Below are 19,977 nucleotides of genomic sequence, written 5' to 3'. Positions count from 1 at the left end.
CGTTTAAAAGCATTTATGATAAGATTATAGACGTTTTTTATTTGAATAGAATCAAGTCCTTTTATATTTGTCTACCTAATTAAAAGATTTGTCTTCTAGAGTTTTATACTTTATTGTAATGTGTTTATGCACTATTAGTTTTCTTCAAAAAGCTAATGGTCAAGAAGATTATATTTCAAAATCTAATCAACAACTTGCTGTTGATTTAATGTTAGAAAAAGCACAACTAGCTCTACAAAGAGCTAATTACATCGAGGCAGACAATTTAATTACTAGCGCCACAGACATAGCAAAAGATTCTTCTATTTATGCTCAAACTCAATTATTAAGAATTTCTTACTTAAATAAAACTGGACAATTCAAAAATGCTAAGGAGGTAATTAAGACAATAGCTCCTTATTTTGATAAATCTTCTTTGGGCAATGCACAATTATTACTTTTAAAGTCAGATGCACTTATAAGCTCCAATCAATTAGTTAATGCAGAAGAGACTATTTCAACCGCACAAATAATTTTAGCACAGACTAAAAATGAGAATCTCAATGCTATTCTTAAACTTAGAAGAGCGCAATTAGATCTAAGGATTAATAAGGTAGATGAAGCTAGAGAATCATTCATAGAATTACTACCTCATCTTGAAAACAACAACCAGTACTACTCTACGGCACAAGTGACTCTAGAACTAGCTCAAATAGCTGCCGGAAAAGGAGAACTGAATTTATCCAAAGAATACATAGAACAAAGTATATCGATAGCAGAGAGGTATCAATTCAATGATATTTTAAAAAATGGTTTTCACCTCTATTCAGAGTTGTTCGAACAACAAGGCGATTATAAAAACAGCGTCTTTTATCTACAGAAATATACAGAGCTTACAAAGAAGGACATGAACTCTATGGTTTCTACTGCTGAGCTGTCAGAATTTAACAAACTTAAGAAAGAGAACGAAGCCTTAGTTGTATCTAACAATGAAAAAGCTAAAGAACTAAAAGGAAAAGACACATCTTACATATTACTATGTGTTTTTATCACACTACTTTCCTTACTAACTTTATCATTATTTAAGAATAATAAATTAAGAGCAAAGAGTAATCACGTTCTAGAGGATAAAAACTCTGCACTTATAGATGAAAGAGATAGAGCAAAAGATGCTGCAAAAATAAAGGCCGATTTCCTTTCTACCATAACACATGAGTTAAGAACACCTATGTATGCTGTAACTGGTCTCACTCATTTATTATTAGAAACAGACCCTAGAACAGATCAAAAAGAACATTTAGAAACATTACAATCTTCTGGAGAATATCTATTATCATTAATTGATAATATTCTAGATTTCAATAAATTAGAAGCTAACAAAGTAGAATTAGAAGCTATTCCATTTGATCTAAATAAAAGGATAAATGATATAAGCTTATCTTTAAAAGGACAAGCGACAGATCAAAGAAACAATCTTCATATACAGTATGATGATAACATTCCTTCTAGATTACAAGGTGACCCTGTTAAGATATCTCAAATTTTAATAAATCTCATGGGTAACGCCATCAAATTCACCAGAGATGGAGATGTATGGGTAAGGGCTCATAAAATAGATACTGCGGAAGATAAGTGTCTTATAAAATTTGAAGTAGAAGATAATGGTAAAGGTATTTCTGAAGAAAAACAACAAGCCATTTTTGAAAATTTTACACAAGAAGGATCTAGTACAACTAGAGAATATGGTGGTACAGGTTTAGGTCTAGCCATCGTTAAGAATCTAGTAGAATTAATGGGCGGCTCGGTTCAACTAGATAGTAAAGTGGGCAGAGGTAGTAAATTCACTTTTGACATATGGTTTGAATTACCAGATTCTAACAGATTCTTTAATGAGAATCACTATCCAGAGACAACTAATAAATCCCATTCTAAAATAACCACTATTACAGATCATAAAGAAGTCATTTTACCTAATATAAATTTAAATATTCCTAAAAAGAACGAATACAACGATCCTGAAGTAACAAAGTCAGAAAACACTAAAGACGAAGTTATAAGCTCAAAACCTGCCACACCTACTGAACTATTAAATAAGCGAATATTAATAGTAGAGGATAATAAGATCAATCAAATGATCACTAGAAAAATTCTAGAAGGAAAGAATTTTACATGCGAGGTTGCAAACAATGGTGAAGAAGCGGTGATAGCAGCCAAAACTAGAAAGTACGACCTGATACTTATGGATGTTCACATGCCTATAAAAGATGGAAAAGAAGCTACTAAAGACATCAGAAGCTTTGATAGGGAGATTCCTATTATTGCTCTCACAGCAGTTACTTTAAACGAGTCCGAGAAAGAATTCTATGAAATAGGCTTTGACGATATCATTCCTAAACCGTTTAAAATGGATGAGTTTTTTGAGAAGATTCAAAAAGCCTTCTCTAATTTTGAAGTTCTATAAACTAGGTTCCTTTCCTATAAACTTAGTCTGTATAGGTAAATACATAACATTACCCAGCTCAAAATTTCTTAATCTTGCGTAATCCTTTTCAGTAGTAATAACTATTTCCTTACTTCTTATAACCTCTACTTCTTCATTTGTAAAATTATGATGATCATTATATTTAAGATGATCGACGGTTATGAACTTCTTTAAATATTCAATGAATGGTGCAGGGTTTGCAATACCTGTCACAACCGTAACTTCTAATCCTTTAAAATCGTTAAGGTTTTTTATCACATCATTACCATAAATAAAATCATCATATGCGATGTAAGAGAAATACAAATTTTGAAATGGTAATAAGTCTAGTTTCTTCTCAATTTCTAGAGTTTCTTCTACACTAATAGAAAGTGGACATTTAGTAACTACGATAGTTTGTGCACGATTTGCACCACTGCGAGACTCTCTTAAATTACCAGCCGGTAACAAATAATCATCCTTATATAATTTACCATAGCTAGTCAATAGGACATAATGACTCGCCTTTACGTGTCTGTGCTGGTATGCATCATCTAATAAAATAAGATCTAAATCATGATTTTTTAACAGATTATCGATTCCATCTACTCGCTTTTCACAAACAGCGCTCACAATCAAACCTTTGAACTTGAGTTTAATCTGCAGTGGCTCATCCCCTACTTTTTCTACTGTATCATTTACATCCAGTTCTATATAACCAGACGTCTTCCTGCCGTATCCACGACTTAACACTCCTATTTTTAAACCTTGATTTTTCTTTATAAAATACTCGATCACAGGAGTCTTACCAGTACCGCCAGTACTTAAATTACCCACGGCAATTATAGGCATATCAAATTCGCGTTGTTCTAACACTCCTTTATCAAAAGCATAATTACGTAATGACGTAATACCATCATAAAGTATCGAAAATGGATATAATAAAAGTCTCAAATTTTGCATGACTTCAAAAGTAGGTTAATTTTACAACAGACATAAATAGTACCATTATGAAAATTAAAGATGTTATATCACATCTAGAACTACTTGCTCCTAGACATTATGCAGAAGATTTTGACAACACAGGATTATTAACCGGTGATAAAAACACTGCCCTATCAGGTATTCTAGTCACTCTAGACTGTTTAGAAAACGTCGTGGACGAGGCTATTGAAAATAACTGTAATCTAATTGTGAGTTTTCATCCCATCATATTTTCTGGTCTTAAACACTTACAGCCTAATGATTATGTACGCAAAGCAGTTGTAAAAGCCATAAAAAACGACATAGCTATCTATGCTACTCATACAGCTTTAGATGTCACAAAAGGCGGTGTAAGTTATAGAATGGCTCAAGAAATGGGCTTACACAACGTAAAAACTCTCCTACCCAAGTCTCAGTTAATTAAAAAACTGGTCACATATATACCGACCAGCTCTTTTGAAAAAGTAAAAGAAGCATTATTTAACGTTGGTGCTGGCTCCTTAGGTAATTATTCAGATTGTAGTTTTTCTATTTCTGGCTCTGGAACATTTAAAGGAGATAAAAACAGCAATCCTAAAGTGGGTGAGAAATTAAAACGTGAGAATGTAGAAGAAAAGATGTTATCTATTACTTTTTTACCACATTTAGAAGGTACAATAAAAGCTGCTTTAATCCATTCTCATCCCTATGAAGAGGTGTCTTTCGAAATTTCTACCCTAGAAAACAGTTACCAAAACATAGGAATGGGAACAATCGGTGAGCTGCCAGAAAGCCTGAGTGTGGAAGATTTTTTACAAAAAACAAAGACTGTATTTAAAACTGGGGTTGTTAGAAGTTCGCTTTCGCGAAAGCGAAACATTAAAAAAGTCGCGCTATTAGGAGGTTCTGGAGCATTTGCAATAAAAAATGCGATTCAATCAGGTGCAGATGCTTACATCACAGCAGATCTGAAGTATCATGATTTCTTTCAAGGTCAAGACATCCTATTATGCGATGTGGGACATTATGAAAGCGAGCAGTTTACAAAAAACCTTTTACATGAATATCTTACAGAAAAATTTAGTAGTTTTGCAGTCCTTTGTGCACAAGCGCGAACAAACCCAGTTAATTATTTTTAAAAGATGGCAAAAAAGACCGAGGCTACTGTAGAAGATAAGTTAAGAGAACTTTACAATCTACAATTAATCGATTCTAGAATAGATGAGATACGCAATGTGCGTGGTGAATTACCTCTAGAAGTACAAGATCTTGAAGATGAAGTAGAAGGATTAAAAACTCGACTGTCTAAATTAGACGCACATTCTGATGAACTTAGTGAAAACATTAAGTCCAAAAAGAATCTAATTGAAGAGGCTAAAGCTTTGATTGCAAAATATACAGAGCAACAAAAAAACGTACGTAACAATCGTGAGTTCAATTCTCTTTCTAAAGAAATGGAATTTCAAGAACTAGAAATGGAACTTGCTGAAAAGCACATACGTGAATTCAAAGCTCAAATAGAGCAACAAAAAGAGGTTATCGATAAAAGTAAGAAACGTCTTGCTGATAAAACTGACCACTTAAAACATAAGAAATCAGAACTTGAAGAGATTCTTAAGGAAACTCAAAAAGAAGAAGAGAATCTTATGAAAATGAGTGATGACTATGCAAAATCAATCGAAGAAAGATTAATCAAAGCATATACTCGTATTAGAACAAGCGTAAAGAATGGTCTTGCAGTTGTACCTATTGAAAGAGGTGCTTCTGGTGGTTCTTACTTTACTATACCTCCACAGGTACAAGTAGAAATAGCAAGTCGCAAGAAGATCATTACAGATGAGCATTCTGGTAGAATCCTTGTAGATGCTGCGCTTGCATATGAACAAGTTGAAAAAATGGATAAAGTGTTTGCTAAATTATAGTAAAGCTTTTCTCTTAATATCAAATCCCTTTATTAAAAAAATAAAGGGATTTTTTATTTAACCCTTTTTTAATACTATCCTTCGTAGGCTAATCATATTTTTACACTTTAAATTTATAGTAAATGAAAATAGTATCAATTTTAATTATGATGTTTCTAGCATCTAATTGTAACGAACAGGATAATAACACCTCACAAACAGCTGTAAATACAGACCCTATCGAGGTTCCTACTCAACAAGGTATGGAAAGAGCTTATTTTGCGAGTGGCTGTTTCTGGTGTGTAGAAGAAATCTATGAAGGAGTTATAGGTGTTAGTGAATCTATTTCTGGCTATTCAGGCGGGCATACTAAAAACCCTACTTATGAAGACAGTAATACAGGTAAAACTGGACATGCCGAAGCTAATGAAATCATATATGACCCTAGTGTTGTTTCTTTTAAAACCTTAGTAGACGTTTACTTTGCTTCTCAACACATAGAACAAGTTAACGGTCAGGGTCCTGATCATGGTTCTCAATACAGAAGTATTATTTTTTATCAAAACGATGATCAGAAAAAAATCATTGAAGATAAAATTGCTAGCTTAACAGAAGAAGGATACAGTGTTGGAGCCGAAGTAAAACCTTTTCAAAAATTCTGGGTTGCTGAAGATTACCACCAGGATTATGCAAAGCTACACCCTACACACGGTTATATAAGAGGTGTTTCTATACCTAGGTTTAGAAAATTTGCTCAAAAAATGCCACAAGTAATTAAGCCAGAAGCACAACATTAAAATTTAAGTGGACTATTTTTCTCAACAGAAACTTGTTCATTTCAACATTTTAATTACATTTGTCTTATGTCATTAAATAATAATATCAGAATCAATAATAATTCTTTACGAACGTAAGGGGTAGAATCTGGTATTTTAATATATTCAAAAGGTCTACTTAACGGTAGGCCTTTTTTCATTTAAAAAAACAAATTATGTGCGGAATTGTAGGGATGTTTCAGTTGAAAAAAGACAGCCAGGAACAAAGAGAAAAAGTTTTAGAATTATCTAAAAAACTAAGACATCGTGGACCAGACTGGTCTGGAATCTATTGTGGTGATAACGCCATTTTAGCACACGAGAGATTAACTATAGTAGATCCTCAGTCTGGAGGACAACCTCTTTATAGCCCAGATGGAAACGTAGTTCTTGCCGTTAATGGTGAGATATATAACCACCAAAATATAAGAGATAACTACGGTGATTATAAATTTAAAACAAAATCTGACTGTGAGGTCATCCTTGCTCTATATCAAGATAAAGGCGTTTACTTCATGGACGAGCTTACTGGTATGTATGGTTTTGCGCTGTATGATATGGAAAAAGATGTCTTTTTATGCGCAAGAGACCATCAAGGGATCATACCTCTTTATTATGGTTATGATGAGTTAGGTCAGTTTTACGTTGCAAGCGAACTTAAAGCATTAGAAGGAACTTGTAATGAGATTGCTCCATTTCCACCAGGACATTATTACTACAGTGAGACAGGTGAATTTGTAAAATGGTACGACAAAGAATGGAAAGATTACGATACAGTAAAGGACAACACCAGCTCTGTAGCAGATCTTAAAAAAGCAATGGAAGATTCTGTTCACAGACATTTAATGAGTGATGTTCCTTATGGTGTTTTACTTTCTGGTGGGCTGGATAGTTCTATAGTAAGTGCCGTAGCAAAAAAATATGCTGCAAAACGTATTGAATCTGGTGATAATAACGATGCTTGGTGGCCACAATTACATTCATTTGCCATAGGACTAGAAGGCAGTCCAGACCTAGCAGCAGCTCAAGAAGTGGCAGACCATATAGGTACCGTGCATCACAGTGTTAATTTTACTATTCAAGAAGGTCTAGACGCAATAAAGGACGTGGTTTATTTTCTAGAAACCTATGACGTCACTACCATTAGAGCCTCAACTCCTATGTATTTACTTGCAAGGGTAATTAAATCCATGGGAATTAAAATGGTTCTTTCAGGAGAAGGTAGTGATGAGATTTTTGGAGGTTACTTGTATTTTCACAAGGCACCTAGCGCAGAAGAATTTCATAAAGAAACCGTACGTAAATTAGATACCCTGCATCTTTACGATAACCTTAGAGCAAATAAATCGCTTGCAGCATGGGGTATAGAAGGTCGCGTTCCATTCTTAGATAAAGAATTTATGGATGTAGCTATGAGACTCAACCCTAAAGATAAAATGTGTGGAAATGGTAAAATGGAAAAACATATTTTAAGAGAAGCATTTGAAGATGACTTACCTAAAAGTGTTGCATGGAGACAAAAAGAACAATTCAGCGATGGTGTTGGGTACAGCTGGATCGATACATTAAAAGAAGTCGTAGAAGGTGTTGTAACTGATGAAATGATGGAGGCAGCTCCTTTTAAATTTAAAATCAACCCACCACAGAATAAAGAAGAATATTATTACCGTAGTATTTTCTCAGAACACTTCCCTAGTGACGCTGCAGCCAGCTGTGTACCTTCTTTAAAATCAGTAGCTTGTTCTACTCCAGTAGCACTAGAATGGGATGAAGCTTTTAAAAATATGAATGACCCATCAGGACGTGCAGTAAGCGGTGTTCATGATGAAGGTTATTAAAAAAATGCAAAAAAGTTGCGCTTTTCAATTAGCGTAACTACATTTGGCATTCAATGAAAAGAACTAATCATACATGGTGGTGGAATAATACAGCTCAACAGCCGTAAAGTCGCCCGTATGTTTATTAATAAACGATAAAGGTCTACTTAACGGTAGGCCTTTTTTCATTTAAATTAATTAGTAAAACACATCTAATGAACTCAGTTCAAGAATTGCATAAAGCAAAAACAACTCATAGAGTTATACTCGCAGACACACTCACCCCAGTGGCTATGTACATGAGATTAAGGGATAAATATCCTAACAGTATTCTTTTAGAAAGCAATGAGTACGGCCAGCGCAGTAATAGCTATTCTTTTATTTGCTGTAATCCAGTGGCTACTTTTGAGGTAAATGAAAATGAAATAAAATCTACTTTTCCAAACAATTCCACTACTTCTCAAGAATATAGTTCTACCTATGATTTAACAACAGGTTTAAATACTTTTAAAAATTCTTTTGAAAAAGTAACTGATAACTTCCCATTCCCTACTAATGGACTTTTTGGATACCTAAGTTATGATGCTGTTCAATTATTTGAAGATTTAGAATTCCGCTTTCGCGAAAGCGATACCAATAACATACCTCTTGCTCATTATCAAGTATTTCAAAATGTAATCGTTTTTGATCATTACCATAACCAACTTTATGTGTTTGATCATCAATATGCCGATTTTGAATCAAAACTAGATGAGATCGTAGCAGTTATTAATCATCGAGACGTTGCAAACTATAGCTTTGAATGTACGGAAGAAGAGTCTTCTGAAATGACTGATAATGATTTCAAAGAGCTTGTAGAAAAAGGTAAAGAACACTGTCGTAGAGGTGATGTTTTTCAAATCGTTCTTTCTAGAAAATTTGAACAACCCTTTAAAGGTGATGATTTTAATGTCTACAGACAGTTACGAGCAATAAACCCTAGTCCCTATTTATTTTATTTTGATTACGGTAATTTTAGAATATTCGGTTCTTCTCCAGAAGCGCAATTATTAATTTCAGACACTAAGGCTAGTATTCAACCTATTGCAGGTACTTATAAAAGAACCGGTAATGATGTTGCAGATTTAAAAGCTGCCGAAGAACTAAAAAAAGACCCTAAAGAAACTGCAGAGCATATCATGCTGGTAGATCTTGCAAGAAATGATCTGAGCCGTCATGCTAGAGATGTTAAGGTGGAAGATTATCAAAATATTCACTTCTATTCTCATGTTATTCACATGGTAAGTAAAGTAAGCGGTACCATCAATGAAAGTGATAAAATCAAACTTATAGGAGATACATTCCCTGCAGGTACGTTGAGCGGTACTCCTAAATATAGAGCCATGCAACTCATAGATCAATATGAAAAATCTTCTAGAGAATTTTATGGTGGTGCGATAGGTTACCTCGGCTTTGACGGTAATTTTAACCACGCCATAATTATTAGAAGTATATTATCACGTAATAATAAGTTACTATTTAGAGCAGGTGCTGGTGTAGTCGTAGAAAGTAATTTAGAAAACGAAATGCAAGAAGTTTACAACAAGACTAACGCACTACGCAGTGCTATCAATAAAGCAAATCAATATTAATTATGAAATTAAGATATTTATCAATCGCCCTTCTTTCTTTTAATTTTCTTTTATTCTCATGTCAGGATAGTAAAAAAGAAGACTTAATCGACATTAAAATAGTTGAAAAAGATGGTGCAACTGTTTTTCAATACCTCCCTAACTTAGAGTTCAATAACGCTATCGATAGCGCTGCTTCATTATTTGATAGTAAAGATTACTACAGAATAATGTCTAGCGAGATCAAAGTCGCACCTCCTATTTATCAAAATGAAACTTTCAGAGTAAGAGTTTTTACCAGACGTAGTGTTTCAGAAAACAGTTTCCGATATGGATTTCTTGTAAGAACCTACAGTAAAGATGGTAAAATAAAAGATGAAATGGTGATAGCCTCTAATCTTGACGGCTTGCAATGTGAAGGAAAAGTAACTGCAGACCTTAAAATAATTACTAGCTGCCCTGATGGAGAAGAAACCATAGCACAAATAGAATCTGATGGTAGTATCAAAACTTTGAAAGATGAATAAGAGATTATTATTAATAGACAACTATGATTCTTTCACGTACAATCTAGTACACTATCTAGAAGAATTAGGTGCTCAACTCACTGTGGTGCGTAACGATCAGATTACTCCCGAAGAATGTGAAAATTATGATGCCGTTGTATTATCTCCAGGACCAGGTATACCTAATGAAGCTGGAAATTTAATCCCTATTATAGATTATCTTAAAGATAAAAAACCTCTTTTAGGTATTTGTTTAGGTCACCAGGCGATAACTGAAGTATTCGGTGGAGAGATTATAAACCTAGATAAAGTATATCACGGTATCTCTACTAACATGACACATAACGGTAATGAAATATTTAATCACATCGATACTAATTTTGATGCAGGACGTTACCATTCTTGGGCTGCACAAAACAGTAGTTTTCCAGATGTTTTAGAAATCACTGCAACAGATGAAAACGGTCAGATCATGGCTCTTAAACATAAAGAGTTACCTATTTACGGATTACAATTTCACCCAGAAAGTATTATGACTCCGCAAGGAAAACAAATGCTTAAGAACTTTATAGAGACTTTATAGAATGAAAGATATATTAAATGAATTATTTAATCATCGTACGCTTTCTAGATTAGCTGCTCATGATATTTTAACCGCAATAACTAGTGGTGCCGTAAATGATGCACAAATCGCTGCTTTCCTAACAGTTTATGGAATGCGCAGTATTACTGTAGAAGAATTAGCTGGTTTTAGAGACGCGATGTTAGAACAAGCAAATCTTATAGACCTATCAGAATTTAACCCTATCGATTTATGTGGTACTGGTGGTGATGGAAAAGATACTTTTAACATAAGTACCCTAGCTAGTTTTGTAACTGCTGGTGCAGGTGTAGCTGTTGCAAAACACGGAAATTATGGAGTAAGCTCTGTAAGTGGTTCTTCTAATGTTATGGAACATCTAGGATTTGTTTTTACAAATGACCATGATGTGCTGAGAAAACAAATTTCTGAAGCAAATATTACTTTTTTACACGCACCATTATTTCACCCTGCGATGAAGGCGGTTGCACCTATAAGAAAACAATTAGGCGTAAAAACTTTTTTCAACATGTTGGGCCCATTAGTAAATCCGGCAAAACCTAAATTACAAAGTGTTGGTGTTTTTAATTTACAACTAGCTCGTAATTATGAATATTTATTTCAGTCTGAAACAGATAAGAAATACGCTATTCTTCATTCACATGAAGGTTATGACGAGGTAAGTCTTACAGGAAAAGTAAGACTCGCTAAAAACACAGGAGTAAGTGATCTATCGGCTAGTGATTTCGGTATGAAATCGTTAAAACAGTCAGATATATATGGTGGTGATACGGTGGAAGATGCTGCATTAATTTTCATGAAAGTATTAGAAAACAAAGCGACCGAAGCACAAAAAAATGTAGTGATAGCAAATGCTGCCACTGCTATTTCTGTGGCCCAAGATTTAAATTTACATCAAGGAGCTATAGTAGCTAGAGAATCTCTAGAATCTGGAAAAGCTTTAAAATGCTTTCAGAAACTTATGGAACTTAAAGCCTAATATTATTATTAATTATCAATTCAATTTTGAGTTCAATTTCAAGTAAAATGGAAGACATTCTTAAGAAAATAACTAATCAAACTGCACTAGACTTAAAGCGTAGAAAAGATAAAACATCTCTTTCTCAATTGAGAGAGATGCCTTTTTATTCTCGAAAAACACTGTCGTTATACAATGGTTTAAAGAATGGGAGCGGTATCATAGCCGAACATAAAAGACAAAGTCCTAGTAAAGGATCTTTTAATTGTCCAGCTAGCTTACAAGAGGTAGTTAAAGGTTATGAAGCAGCTGGTGCTAGTGCGATAAGCTGCTTGACTGATGAGCCATTCTTTGGTGGAACCTTACAAGATTTACTAGAGGCAAGATCACAAGTTAATATTCCTATCCTACGCAAGGATTTCATGATCGACTTATATCAAATTCATGAAGCCAAAGCCTTTGGAGCAGACGCTATTCTACTTATCGCAGCATGTTTGAATAATGAAGAGTTAAAAACCATGTCTCTAGAGGCGATCAATCTAGGTCTTGAAATTCTTTTTGAAGTCCATGATCTAGAAGAACTCAATCGTATTAAAGAGGTAACCACTTCTTTGAACACTACTAAATTTGTAATAGGTGTTAACAATAGAGATTTAAAACGATTTAAAACTGATATTCAAAACAGTAAAGATCTTTTACCACATTTTCCAAAAGATGTTCTTGCCATATCAGAGAGCGGTATCTCAGATCCTGAAATAGTAAAAGAACTCAAAAATTTAGGTTTTCAAGGTTTCTTAATAGGAGAAAACTTCATGAAAACAGAGCTACCAGGAGCAAGCTGTGATCAATTTATAAAAGCTATAAAATCATGATGATTAAAGTGTGCGGTATGCGCGATATAGAAAACATTAATCAGTTACAAGAACTGGATATTGATTTCATGGGGATTATACGTTACTCAAAGTCTAAGCGATTTGTAGACGATTCTCAAAAGGAAAAAGTTGCCCAACAGACCATGAATAAAGGAACGGTAGGCGTGTATGTAAATGAATCCGTAGAAAACATTTTAAAGGATATCATTCCATTGCAACTGGACGTAATTCAATTACATGGTGATGAGGATTCCGCTTTCGCGAAAGCGTTACTAGAAATAGACATCAAGATATTTAAAGCATTTCAAATCACCGAAGACTTTGATTTCGCTAGTTTAAAAGAATGGGAAGAACTTGCAGCACAATATGTTGGTAAACTCTTTTTCTTATTTGACACAGCTACTCCAAATTATGGTGGTAGTGGCAAGAAATTTAATTGGTCTGTTCTCGACTCTTATAAAGGAGAGGTTCCATTTTTATTGAGCGGTGGCATTTCAAAAGATGATGTCGTATTAGTAAAAGAATTTAAACACAACATGTTTTTAGGTGTAGATCTTAATTCAAAGTTTGAAACTGAACCTGGCGTTAAAAACATAGAAGAAATTAAAACATTCATAGAAAAATTAAGAAAATGAGCTATCAAGTAAATGAACAAGGGTTTTATGGAGAATTCGGTGGTGCATTCATTCCTGAATTGCTCTATCCTAACATAGAAGAACTGCAGGAGAATTATCTAGCAATAGAAAAATCACCGGAGTTTCAAGAAGAGTTTCATCAATTACTTAAAGATTATGTAGGTCGCCCTACTCCACTATTTTTGGCTAAACGACTTTCTGAAAAATATGGAGCTCAAATCTGGTTAAAAAGAGAAGATCTTTGTCACACTGGCGCACATAAAGTAAATAACACCATCGGTCAGATTCTATTAGCTGAAAAATTAGGTAAAAAAAGAATCATTGCAGAGACTGGTGCTGGACAACATGGTGTCGCTACAGCAACCGTATGTGCATTAAAAGGCCTGGAATGCATCGTTTACATGGGCGAGAAAGATATAGAACGTCAAGCGCCTAATGTTGCCCGCATGAAAATGTTGGGTGCAACGGTTAGACCTGCAACTAGTGGTTCTAAAACATTAAAAGACGCGACTAATGAGGCGATGCGCGACTGGATCAATAATCCAGAAGACACTCATTACATTATAGGCTCAGTAGTTGGACCACATCCTTATCCAGACATGGTGGCAAGATATCAATCTGTAATTTCTGAAGAGATCAAGAAGCAAATGGATGGTTTACCAGATTATGTCATTGCCTGTGTAGGTGGTGGCTCTAATGCTATGGGAGCTTTTTACCACTTCTTAGATGATAAGGAAGTGAAATTGATAGGTGTAGAAGCGGCTGGTTTAGGCGTTGATACCGATAAAACTGCAGCTACTTTAACATTAGGAACTCCTGGTGTATTACACGCGAGTCGTTCTATAATGATGCAAGATAAAGATGGGCAAGTTGTAGAACCTCATAGTATTTCTGCAGGATTAGATTATCCAGGAATAGGACCAGCTCATGCCTGGTTAAAAGTGTCTGACCGCGCTCAATATATGGCTGTTACAGATGCTGCAGCACTAGAAGCAGCTGTAGAGGTAAGTAGACTAGAAGGAATCATTCCGGCATTAGAAACTGCTCATGCATTTTCTGTCTTAAAAGACTTAGACTTGAAACCTACTGACAGAGTAGTGATTAACCTTTCTGGTCGTGGAGATAAGGATATGAATACGTATATGCAAGAATTAAAACTCGTTTAAAATTAAAATAACATAAGGAGCAACGCGAGTCTGATCAAATTTCTCTAGTGGGGAAATGTCCACAGGACAATAGGGCTTGTATAAATCAGTCGCAGGTGATTATCTTAAAGAGATTCCTGCCTGCGCAGGAATAATATGACAAATAAACTTACAGAATTACTTAAAAACAAGCCTCAAAACTTGTTAAATATATTCTATACTGCTGGATATCCTCAACTAGAGGACACCACTACTCTATTAACAGCACTTGAAAATGCTAGTGTAGATTTAGTAGAAATAGGAATTCCTTTCAGCGATCCACTAGCGGATGGTCCTACTATTCAAGAAAGTAGTAAAATTGCTTTAGAGAATGGAATGTCTATTGAAAAACTATTCTCGCAATTAGAAAATCATACTCCTAAGGTTCCTGTTCTTCTAATGGGTTATCTCAATCCTGTGATGCAATATGGACTTGAGGCATTTTGTAAACGATGTCAAGAAGTAGGTGTGGACGGAATAATTGTTCCTGATTTACCCATGTATATTTATCAAACAGAATTTAAAGAAGTTTTTGAGAGATATAACATCAGTAATATATTTTTAGTAACTCCACAGACCTCAGAAAAACGTATAAGAGAAATAGACGATAACTCTAACGGATTTATATATGCGGTAAGTTCGGCTAGTACTACAGGATCTAAAACAGATTTCTCTGCAGCAGCAGATTACTTAGGAAAGCTTAAGGGCATGGATTTAAAAACTCCTATTCTAACTGGTTTCAACATTAAGAATCAACAGAATTTTCAAGATGCTTGTAAATATGTAAATGGCGCTATTATAGGAAGTGAATTCATAAGACAAATCACTGATGTAGAAGACATATCAAAGGCAGCTACAGATTTTGTAATATCGATTAAATAAGATTAACTTTAAAGATTCAACAAAATCGGTTAAATTTTAAATTAAAGTTAAATCCTATTAATAAACTAGGATAAATTTTCAACATCCGATTTTCGGACTTATGTTTGCACTATAATGAAAACACAAAACGTACATCATCATCATTTTTTCACTTCCCGTCAGGCGAGCTAAAAATGTATTGATGTAACTCAAACATATTTAAAAAAACCGTCTGTTTCAGGCGGTTTTTTTGTTTTGAAAAAGTTTGAAATAAAAAACAGTTTGTAAGCAGCTTAAACAACATTCTCAAAATAGAATGGCAACAAAAATTATGATCAGAATAGCAGTACAAAAATCAGGAAGATTATCAGACAAATCTTTGCAACTCTTAAAAGATTGCGGAATCAAATTTGACAACGGTGGTCGCAAATTATCTACTCAAGCAAAAAATTTCCCTATGGAAATTCTTTTCTTAAGAGATGATGATATACCTCAATATGTTGCAAATGGCGTTGCAGACCTTGGAATTCTAGGACTTAATGAAGTAGAAGAAAAAGACCAGGAAGTAGATGTTATCAAGCAACTAGGCTTTGCCGGCTGTCGTTTAAGTCTAGCAGTTCAAAAAGATATAGATTATACAGGTTTAGAATGGTTTAATGGTAAAAAGGTAGCGAGTAGTTACACCACTATCGTTAAGAAATTCTTTGCAGAAAAAGGTATCGATGCAACTACCGAAGAAATAGGAGGATCTGTAGAGATAGCTCCAGGAATAGGTCTTGCAGAAGGTATTTGTGATATCGTTTCTACAGGATCTACTCTTATAATGAATGGTCTTAAAGAAGTGGAAACAGTAATGTATAGTGAAGCTGTTTTAATTTCTAACCCTAATTTAAGCGGTGATAAGCAAGAGTTATTAAATAAGCTTACCTTTAGAATTGATGCCGTGCAAAATGCACAAAAAAGCAAATACATCTTATTGAACGCACCTAATGATAAGATAGAAGAAATATCTGCCCTATTACCTGGTATGAAAAGCCCAACGGTTTTACCACTAGCTGAAGAAGGATGGTCCAGTTTACACTCTGTTATTGAAGAAAATGATTTCTGGAATGTAATCGACCAATTAAAAGATGCTGGTGCACAAGGCATATTAGTAAGTCCAATTGAAAAATTGATCGCATAATGAAAATTATTTCTAATCCTGACTATTCTCAACAACAAGACTTATTAGAGCGTCCTCAACAAGAACGTGCTAATGTAGAGACTGCTGTAAAAGATATCATACAGCTGGTTAGAGAAAATGGTGACCAGGCGTTATTTGCTTTTGCAGAGAAGTTTGATAAAGCACAATTAAATTCTCTAAGAGTTACAGAAAAAGAAATCGAGCGAGCGTCAACACTGGTTGCGCCAGATTTAAAAGCCGCGATTCAGACCGCCTATCAAAACATTTATAAATTTCACGTCATTTGTTTCACAAAAGACTATCCAGTACTAGAAACCATGCCTGGCATGGAATGCTGGAGAAAATCCTTACCTATTCAAAAAGTAGGTTTATACATTCCTGGTGGCTCTGCTCCTCTTTTTTCTACGGTATTAATGCTAGCTATCCCTACTAAAATTGCAGGTAATAAACGTGTAGTTCTTTGTAGCCCTACAGATGCAAACGGTGATATAAATCCAGCGGTATTATATACAGCAAGCCTTTGTGGAGTTACCGAAATCTATAAAGCCGGTGGTGCACAAGCTATTGCTGCCATGACTCATGGAACAGAAAGCATCCCTGCGGTAGATAAAATCTTTGGTCCTGGAAACGCTTTTGTAACTAGAGCAAAAGAATTAGCACAACAACAAGGTGTTGCTATTGACATGCCCGCTGGACCATCAGAGGTTTTAGTAATTGCAGACGAGGCTGCAAATCCAGTTTTTGTAGCAGCAGATTTACTTGCACAGGCAGAACATGGACCAGACTCTCAGGTAATTTTACTGACAGATTCCGTTACTCTAGCCGAAGCTGTAAATGAACAATTAACTATTCAATTAAGTACGCTTTCGCGAAAGCAAACAGCAGAAAAAGCTATTGAAAACAGTAAAACAATCGTTCTAGAAAGCATAGAAGAATGCATCAAATGGTCGGACGCATATGCACCAGAACACTTGATTATAAATACAGAAGATGCTGATGATGTTGCAGAACAAATTCAAGTTGCTGGATCTATTTTTATAGGTTCTTATACTTGCGAGAGTTTAGGAGATTATGCAAGTGGAACTAATCACACACTACCTACCTATGGCTATGCACGTAATTATAGCGGCGTGTCTGTAGATAGTTTTGTAAATAAAGTGACCTATCAAAAAGCTACACCACAAGGTTTAAAAAACCTAGGACCAGCCGTTGAAATAATGGCTACTGCCGAAGGTCTTGATGCGCACAAAAATGCGGTTACCTTAAGGTTAAACACATTAGATGATGAGTAATTTTAACTTAGAAAACATAGTCCGTAAGAACATCTGGAATTTGAAACCTTATTCTAGTGCACGCAGTGAATTTGATTTATACGGTAGCGATAAAAATGAGCTGACTTTACTAGACGCAAATGAAAATCCTAAGGGAGATTTAAACCGTTATCCAGATCCATTGCAGTCTTCTATAAAAGAAGAACTTGCAAAACAAAAAGATATTTCGCCAGATCAGATTTTTGTAGGTAATGGAAGTGACGAGGCTATTGATTTGCTATATCGCATATTCTGTGAACCAGGAAAAGACATTGTAATTACTTGTCCTCCTACTTATGGAATGTATGAAGTTAGTGCAGCGATTAATGATGTTAGTGTTTTAAAAATTCCGTTGAAAGAAGATTTTTCATTAGATCGTGATGAAATTCTAAATAGTTCCGCTTTCGCGAAAGCAAAACTATTATGGATTTGTTCTCCTAATAATCCTACTGGTAACGTATTACTCAAAGCCGATTTAAAACACGACTGGCAAGCACAAAATTACACTCGTGGTGGTATGATGGACATGCCTTTTGCTCCAGAGTTTGAAGCAGAAATGCTAGAAAATCAAAGACAATTAGATAAATTGTTCGGTAGTTTTAATGGTATTATCGTGATAGATGAGGCTTATCAAGATTTTACAGAGAACATGAGTTTTATAAAACGCCTAGAAGATTATCCTAATCTTGTAGTGTTACAAACCATGTCTAAGGCTCATGGTATGGCTGGTGCTCGAGTAGGATTTGCCTTTTCTTCTCCAGAAATTATTGAATTATTCAATAGGACAAAGCCGCCCTATAATGTAAATGAATTATCTCAAAAAGCAGTTCTAGAGGCTTTACAAAACGAAGAAAAAACAAAAGGCGAAATAAAAGAAATTATCAATAACAGAGATTTTCTTGTGGAGCATTTAAACAGTTTCGACTTCATAAAAGAAGTATATCCTAGTGAAGCAAATTTTATACTTGCTAAAGTAGAAAACGCTACGCAAGTTTATAATTACCTACGTGATAAAGGTATTATTATACGTAATCGCAGCAGTCAGATTGAAGATACGTTACGATTTACGGTTGGGACGATGATGGAATGTAAAGCGGTGATTACAGCGTTGAGAGAATATTGATTAACAAATAACGAACTCAAAAACACTAAGTTTTGAATCCAAATAAATTAAAATATAAATTATGAAATATTGGGTAGAGTATTTATTTATAGTATTGGGAGCATCAACTGCTCTTTTTTCAATTTACCGTTTAACATACGTCGATGAATATTTTAGTGAAATATGCGGAATAATTACAGGTGTTTTTCTGATTAAAGTAATGCTAGATAAAATTAAGTCACGCAAAGAAAAAGAATTAAATCAAGATTGATATAAATAGATAGCGAAGCCGTCCTGCGACGGCTTGACATAACAAAACAGTCATCGTTAAGTTGATGGCATTTAATCAAATAAAGTCGATTGCGGGAAGAGGTTTCCGCCTTCGCGGAAATACATGAAAAAAGTATTATTTATAGATCGTGATGGAACGATAGTGAAAGAGCCACCAGTAGATTATCAACTGGATAGTTATGAAAAGTTAGAATTCTTGCCTATGGCGATTACTCAACTGCATCGCATCGCTCGTGAGCTGGATTATGAACTAGTTATGGTGACTAATCAAGACGGATTAGGAACCGATAGTTTTCCTGAAGATACCTTCTGGCCGGTGCATAATTTAATGATGAATGTTCTAGAGAATGAAGGGATTAACTTCAGTGAGGTTTTAATCGATCGATCTTTTCCTGAGCAAAATGCACCTACTCGTAAACCACAAACTGGTTTATTAACGCATTATATAAAAGGAAATTACGACCTTGAAAATAGTTTTGTAATCGGTGATCGCAATAGCGATATGCAACTTGCTAAGAATTTAGGCTGTAAAGGAATACAGCTACCATCCATTACTGACGACTCTACTTTTGAAGACGAACTAGTAGTTCTTAAAACGGATTCTTGGAAAGAGATTTTTGAATTTTTAAAAGGACAACCTCGCAAAGTCACAGTAAGTCGTAAAACAAATGAAACCGATATCAACATCGTTTTAAACCTTGATGGATCTGGAAACGGAAAAATAGACACCGGTTTAAAGTTCTACGATCACATGCTAGAGCAGTTACAACGTCACGGCTCATTAGATTTAGATATTAAGGTAAATGGCGATCTTGAAATAGATGAACATCACACTATTGAAGACACGGCGATTGCTTTGGGTGACGCTTTCGCGAAAGCGTTATCCTCAAAAAAAGGAATCAATAGATATGGCTTCTTGCTACCTATG

The 19,977-nt window shown here is 34.8% G+C and carries 19 protein-coding genes; 18 read left to right on the top strand and 1 reads right to left on the bottom strand.

The genetic code is table 11. The features are described from left to right. The first annotated feature begins 118 nt into the window (after window positions 1-118). On the top strand, window positions 119-2,440 hold the full coding sequence (locus ABJF08_RS06415; protein WP_348115254.1) for an ATP-binding protein: 2,322 nt from the start codon (window positions 119-121) through the stop codon (window positions 2,438-2,440). Here ABJF08_RS06415 and lpxK read toward each other — a convergent pair. Next, complete coding sequence (gene lpxK / locus ABJF08_RS06410) at window positions 2,435-3,403, bottom strand: tetraacyldisaccharide 4'-kinase (RefSeq protein WP_348115253.1); 969 nt, start codon at window positions 3,401-3,403, stop codon at window positions 2,435-2,437. The genes ABJF08_RS06415 and lpxK overlap by 6 nt on opposite strands. Window positions 3,404-3,450: 47 nt before the next feature. On the opposite strand from lpxK, the gene ABJF08_RS06405 reads away from it, so the two are divergent. The 17 genes from ABJF08_RS06405 to hisB all read left to right on the top strand — a co-directional run. Further along, on the top strand, window positions 3,451-4,542 hold the full coding sequence (locus tag ABJF08_RS06405) for a Nif3-like dinuclear metal center hexameric protein (RefSeq protein WP_348115252.1): 1,092 nt from the start codon (window positions 3,451-3,453) through the stop codon (window positions 4,540-4,542). Window positions 4,543-4,545: 3 nt separating this feature from the next. Then, the gene (locus tag ABJF08_RS06400) at window positions 4,546-5,325 is read left to right on the top strand and encodes a C4-type zinc ribbon domain-containing protein (RefSeq protein WP_348115251.1); all 780 of its coding nucleotides are present in this window, start codon (window positions 4,546-4,548) and stop codon (window positions 5,323-5,325) included. A gap of 122 nt (window positions 5,326-5,447) precedes the next feature. Continuing rightward, window positions 5,448-6,101: a peptide-methionine (S)-S-oxide reductase MsrA gene (gene msrA / locus ABJF08_RS06395; RefSeq protein WP_348115250.1), complete on the top strand. Its 654-nt coding sequence runs from the start codon at window positions 5,448-5,450 to the stop codon at window positions 6,099-6,101. A gap of 194 nt (window positions 6,102-6,295) precedes the next feature. Next, window positions 6,296-7,957, top strand: coding sequence for an asparagine synthase B (gene asnB / locus ABJF08_RS06390; RefSeq protein WP_348115248.1), 1,662 nt, complete (start codon window positions 6,296-6,298; stop codon window positions 7,955-7,957). Window positions 7,958-8,151: 194 nt separating this feature from the next. Next, the gene (locus tag ABJF08_RS06385) at window positions 8,152-9,567 is read left to right on the top strand and encodes an anthranilate synthase component I family protein (RefSeq protein ID WP_348115247.1); all 1,416 of its coding nucleotides are present in this window, start codon (window positions 8,152-8,154) and stop codon (window positions 9,565-9,567) included. 2 nt (window positions 9,568-9,569) lie between these two features. Beyond that, a complete protein-coding gene (locus ABJF08_RS06380; protein WP_348115246.1) occupies window positions 9,570-10,073 on the top strand; it encodes a hypothetical protein in 504 nt (167 codons plus the stop codon). Next, window positions 10,066-10,635 (top strand): aminodeoxychorismate/anthranilate synthase component II, encoded by a 570-nt coding sequence (locus ABJF08_RS06375; RefSeq protein WP_348115245.1) that lies wholly within the window; start codon window positions 10,066-10,068, stop codon window positions 10,633-10,635. Before ABJF08_RS06380 ends, ABJF08_RS06375 begins: the two co-directional genes overlap by 8 nt. A gap of 1 nt (window position 10,636) precedes the next feature. Beyond that, on the top strand, window positions 10,637-11,632 hold the full coding sequence (gene trpD, locus ABJF08_RS06370; protein WP_348115244.1) for an anthranilate phosphoribosyltransferase: 996 nt from the start codon (window positions 10,637-10,639) through the stop codon (window positions 11,630-11,632). A 26-nt stretch (window positions 11,633-11,658) separates the two neighbouring features. Further along, window positions 11,659-12,483, top strand: a complete 825-nt coding sequence (gene trpC, locus ABJF08_RS06365) for an indole-3-glycerol phosphate synthase TrpC (RefSeq protein ID WP_348115243.1) — start codon at window positions 11,659-11,661, stop codon at window positions 12,481-12,483. Window positions 12,484-12,500: 17 nt separating this feature from the next. Continuing rightward, window positions 12,501-13,118, top strand: a complete 618-nt coding sequence (locus ABJF08_RS06360; RefSeq protein ID WP_348115242.1) for a phosphoribosylanthranilate isomerase — start codon at window positions 12,501-12,503, stop codon at window positions 13,116-13,118. Beyond that, on the top strand, window positions 13,115-14,284 hold the full coding sequence (gene trpB / locus ABJF08_RS06355; RefSeq protein WP_348115241.1) for a tryptophan synthase subunit beta: 1,170 nt from the start codon (window positions 13,115-13,117) through the stop codon (window positions 14,282-14,284). Before ABJF08_RS06360 ends, trpB begins: the two co-directional genes overlap by 4 nt. Window positions 14,285-14,419: 135 nt before the next feature. After that, window positions 14,420-15,184, top strand: coding sequence for a tryptophan synthase subunit alpha (gene trpA / locus ABJF08_RS06350; RefSeq protein WP_348115240.1), 765 nt, complete (start codon window positions 14,420-14,422; stop codon window positions 15,182-15,184). Between the two features lie 310 nt (window positions 15,185-15,494). Further along, a complete protein-coding gene (hisG, locus tag ABJF08_RS06345) occupies window positions 15,495-16,346 on the top strand; it encodes an ATP phosphoribosyltransferase (RefSeq protein ID WP_348115239.1) in 852 nt (283 codons plus the stop codon). Next, complete coding sequence (hisD, locus tag ABJF08_RS06340; protein ID WP_348115238.1) at window positions 16,346-17,638, top strand: histidinol dehydrogenase; 1,293 nt, start codon at window positions 16,346-16,348, stop codon at window positions 17,636-17,638. Before hisG ends, hisD begins: the two co-directional genes overlap by 1 nt. After that, window positions 17,628-18,779: an aminotransferase class I/II-fold pyridoxal phosphate-dependent enzyme gene (locus ABJF08_RS06335; protein WP_348115237.1), complete on the top strand. Its 1,152-nt coding sequence runs from the start codon at window positions 17,628-17,630 to the stop codon at window positions 18,777-18,779. The genes hisD and ABJF08_RS06335 overlap by 11 nt, the downstream gene beginning before the upstream one ends. 61 nt (window positions 18,780-18,840) lie before the next feature. After that, on the top strand, window positions 18,841-19,029 hold the full coding sequence (locus ABJF08_RS06330; RefSeq protein WP_348115236.1) for a hypothetical protein: 189 nt from the start codon (window positions 18,841-18,843) through the stop codon (window positions 19,027-19,029). A 123-nt stretch (window positions 19,030-19,152) separates the two neighbouring features. Continuing rightward, on the top strand, window positions 19,153-19,977 hold an 825-nt coding region (hisB, locus tag ABJF08_RS06325), incomplete at its 3' end, for a histidinol-phosphatase (protein ID WP_348115235.1).

This window comes from Nonlabens sp., from assembly GCF_039941875.1.
Lineage (GTDB): Bacteria > Bacteroidota > Bacteroidia > Flavobacteriales > Flavobacteriaceae > Nonlabens.
The sequence above is the reverse complement of the archived record's forward strand: the minus strand, read 5'-3'. Positions and strand labels throughout refer to the sequence as shown.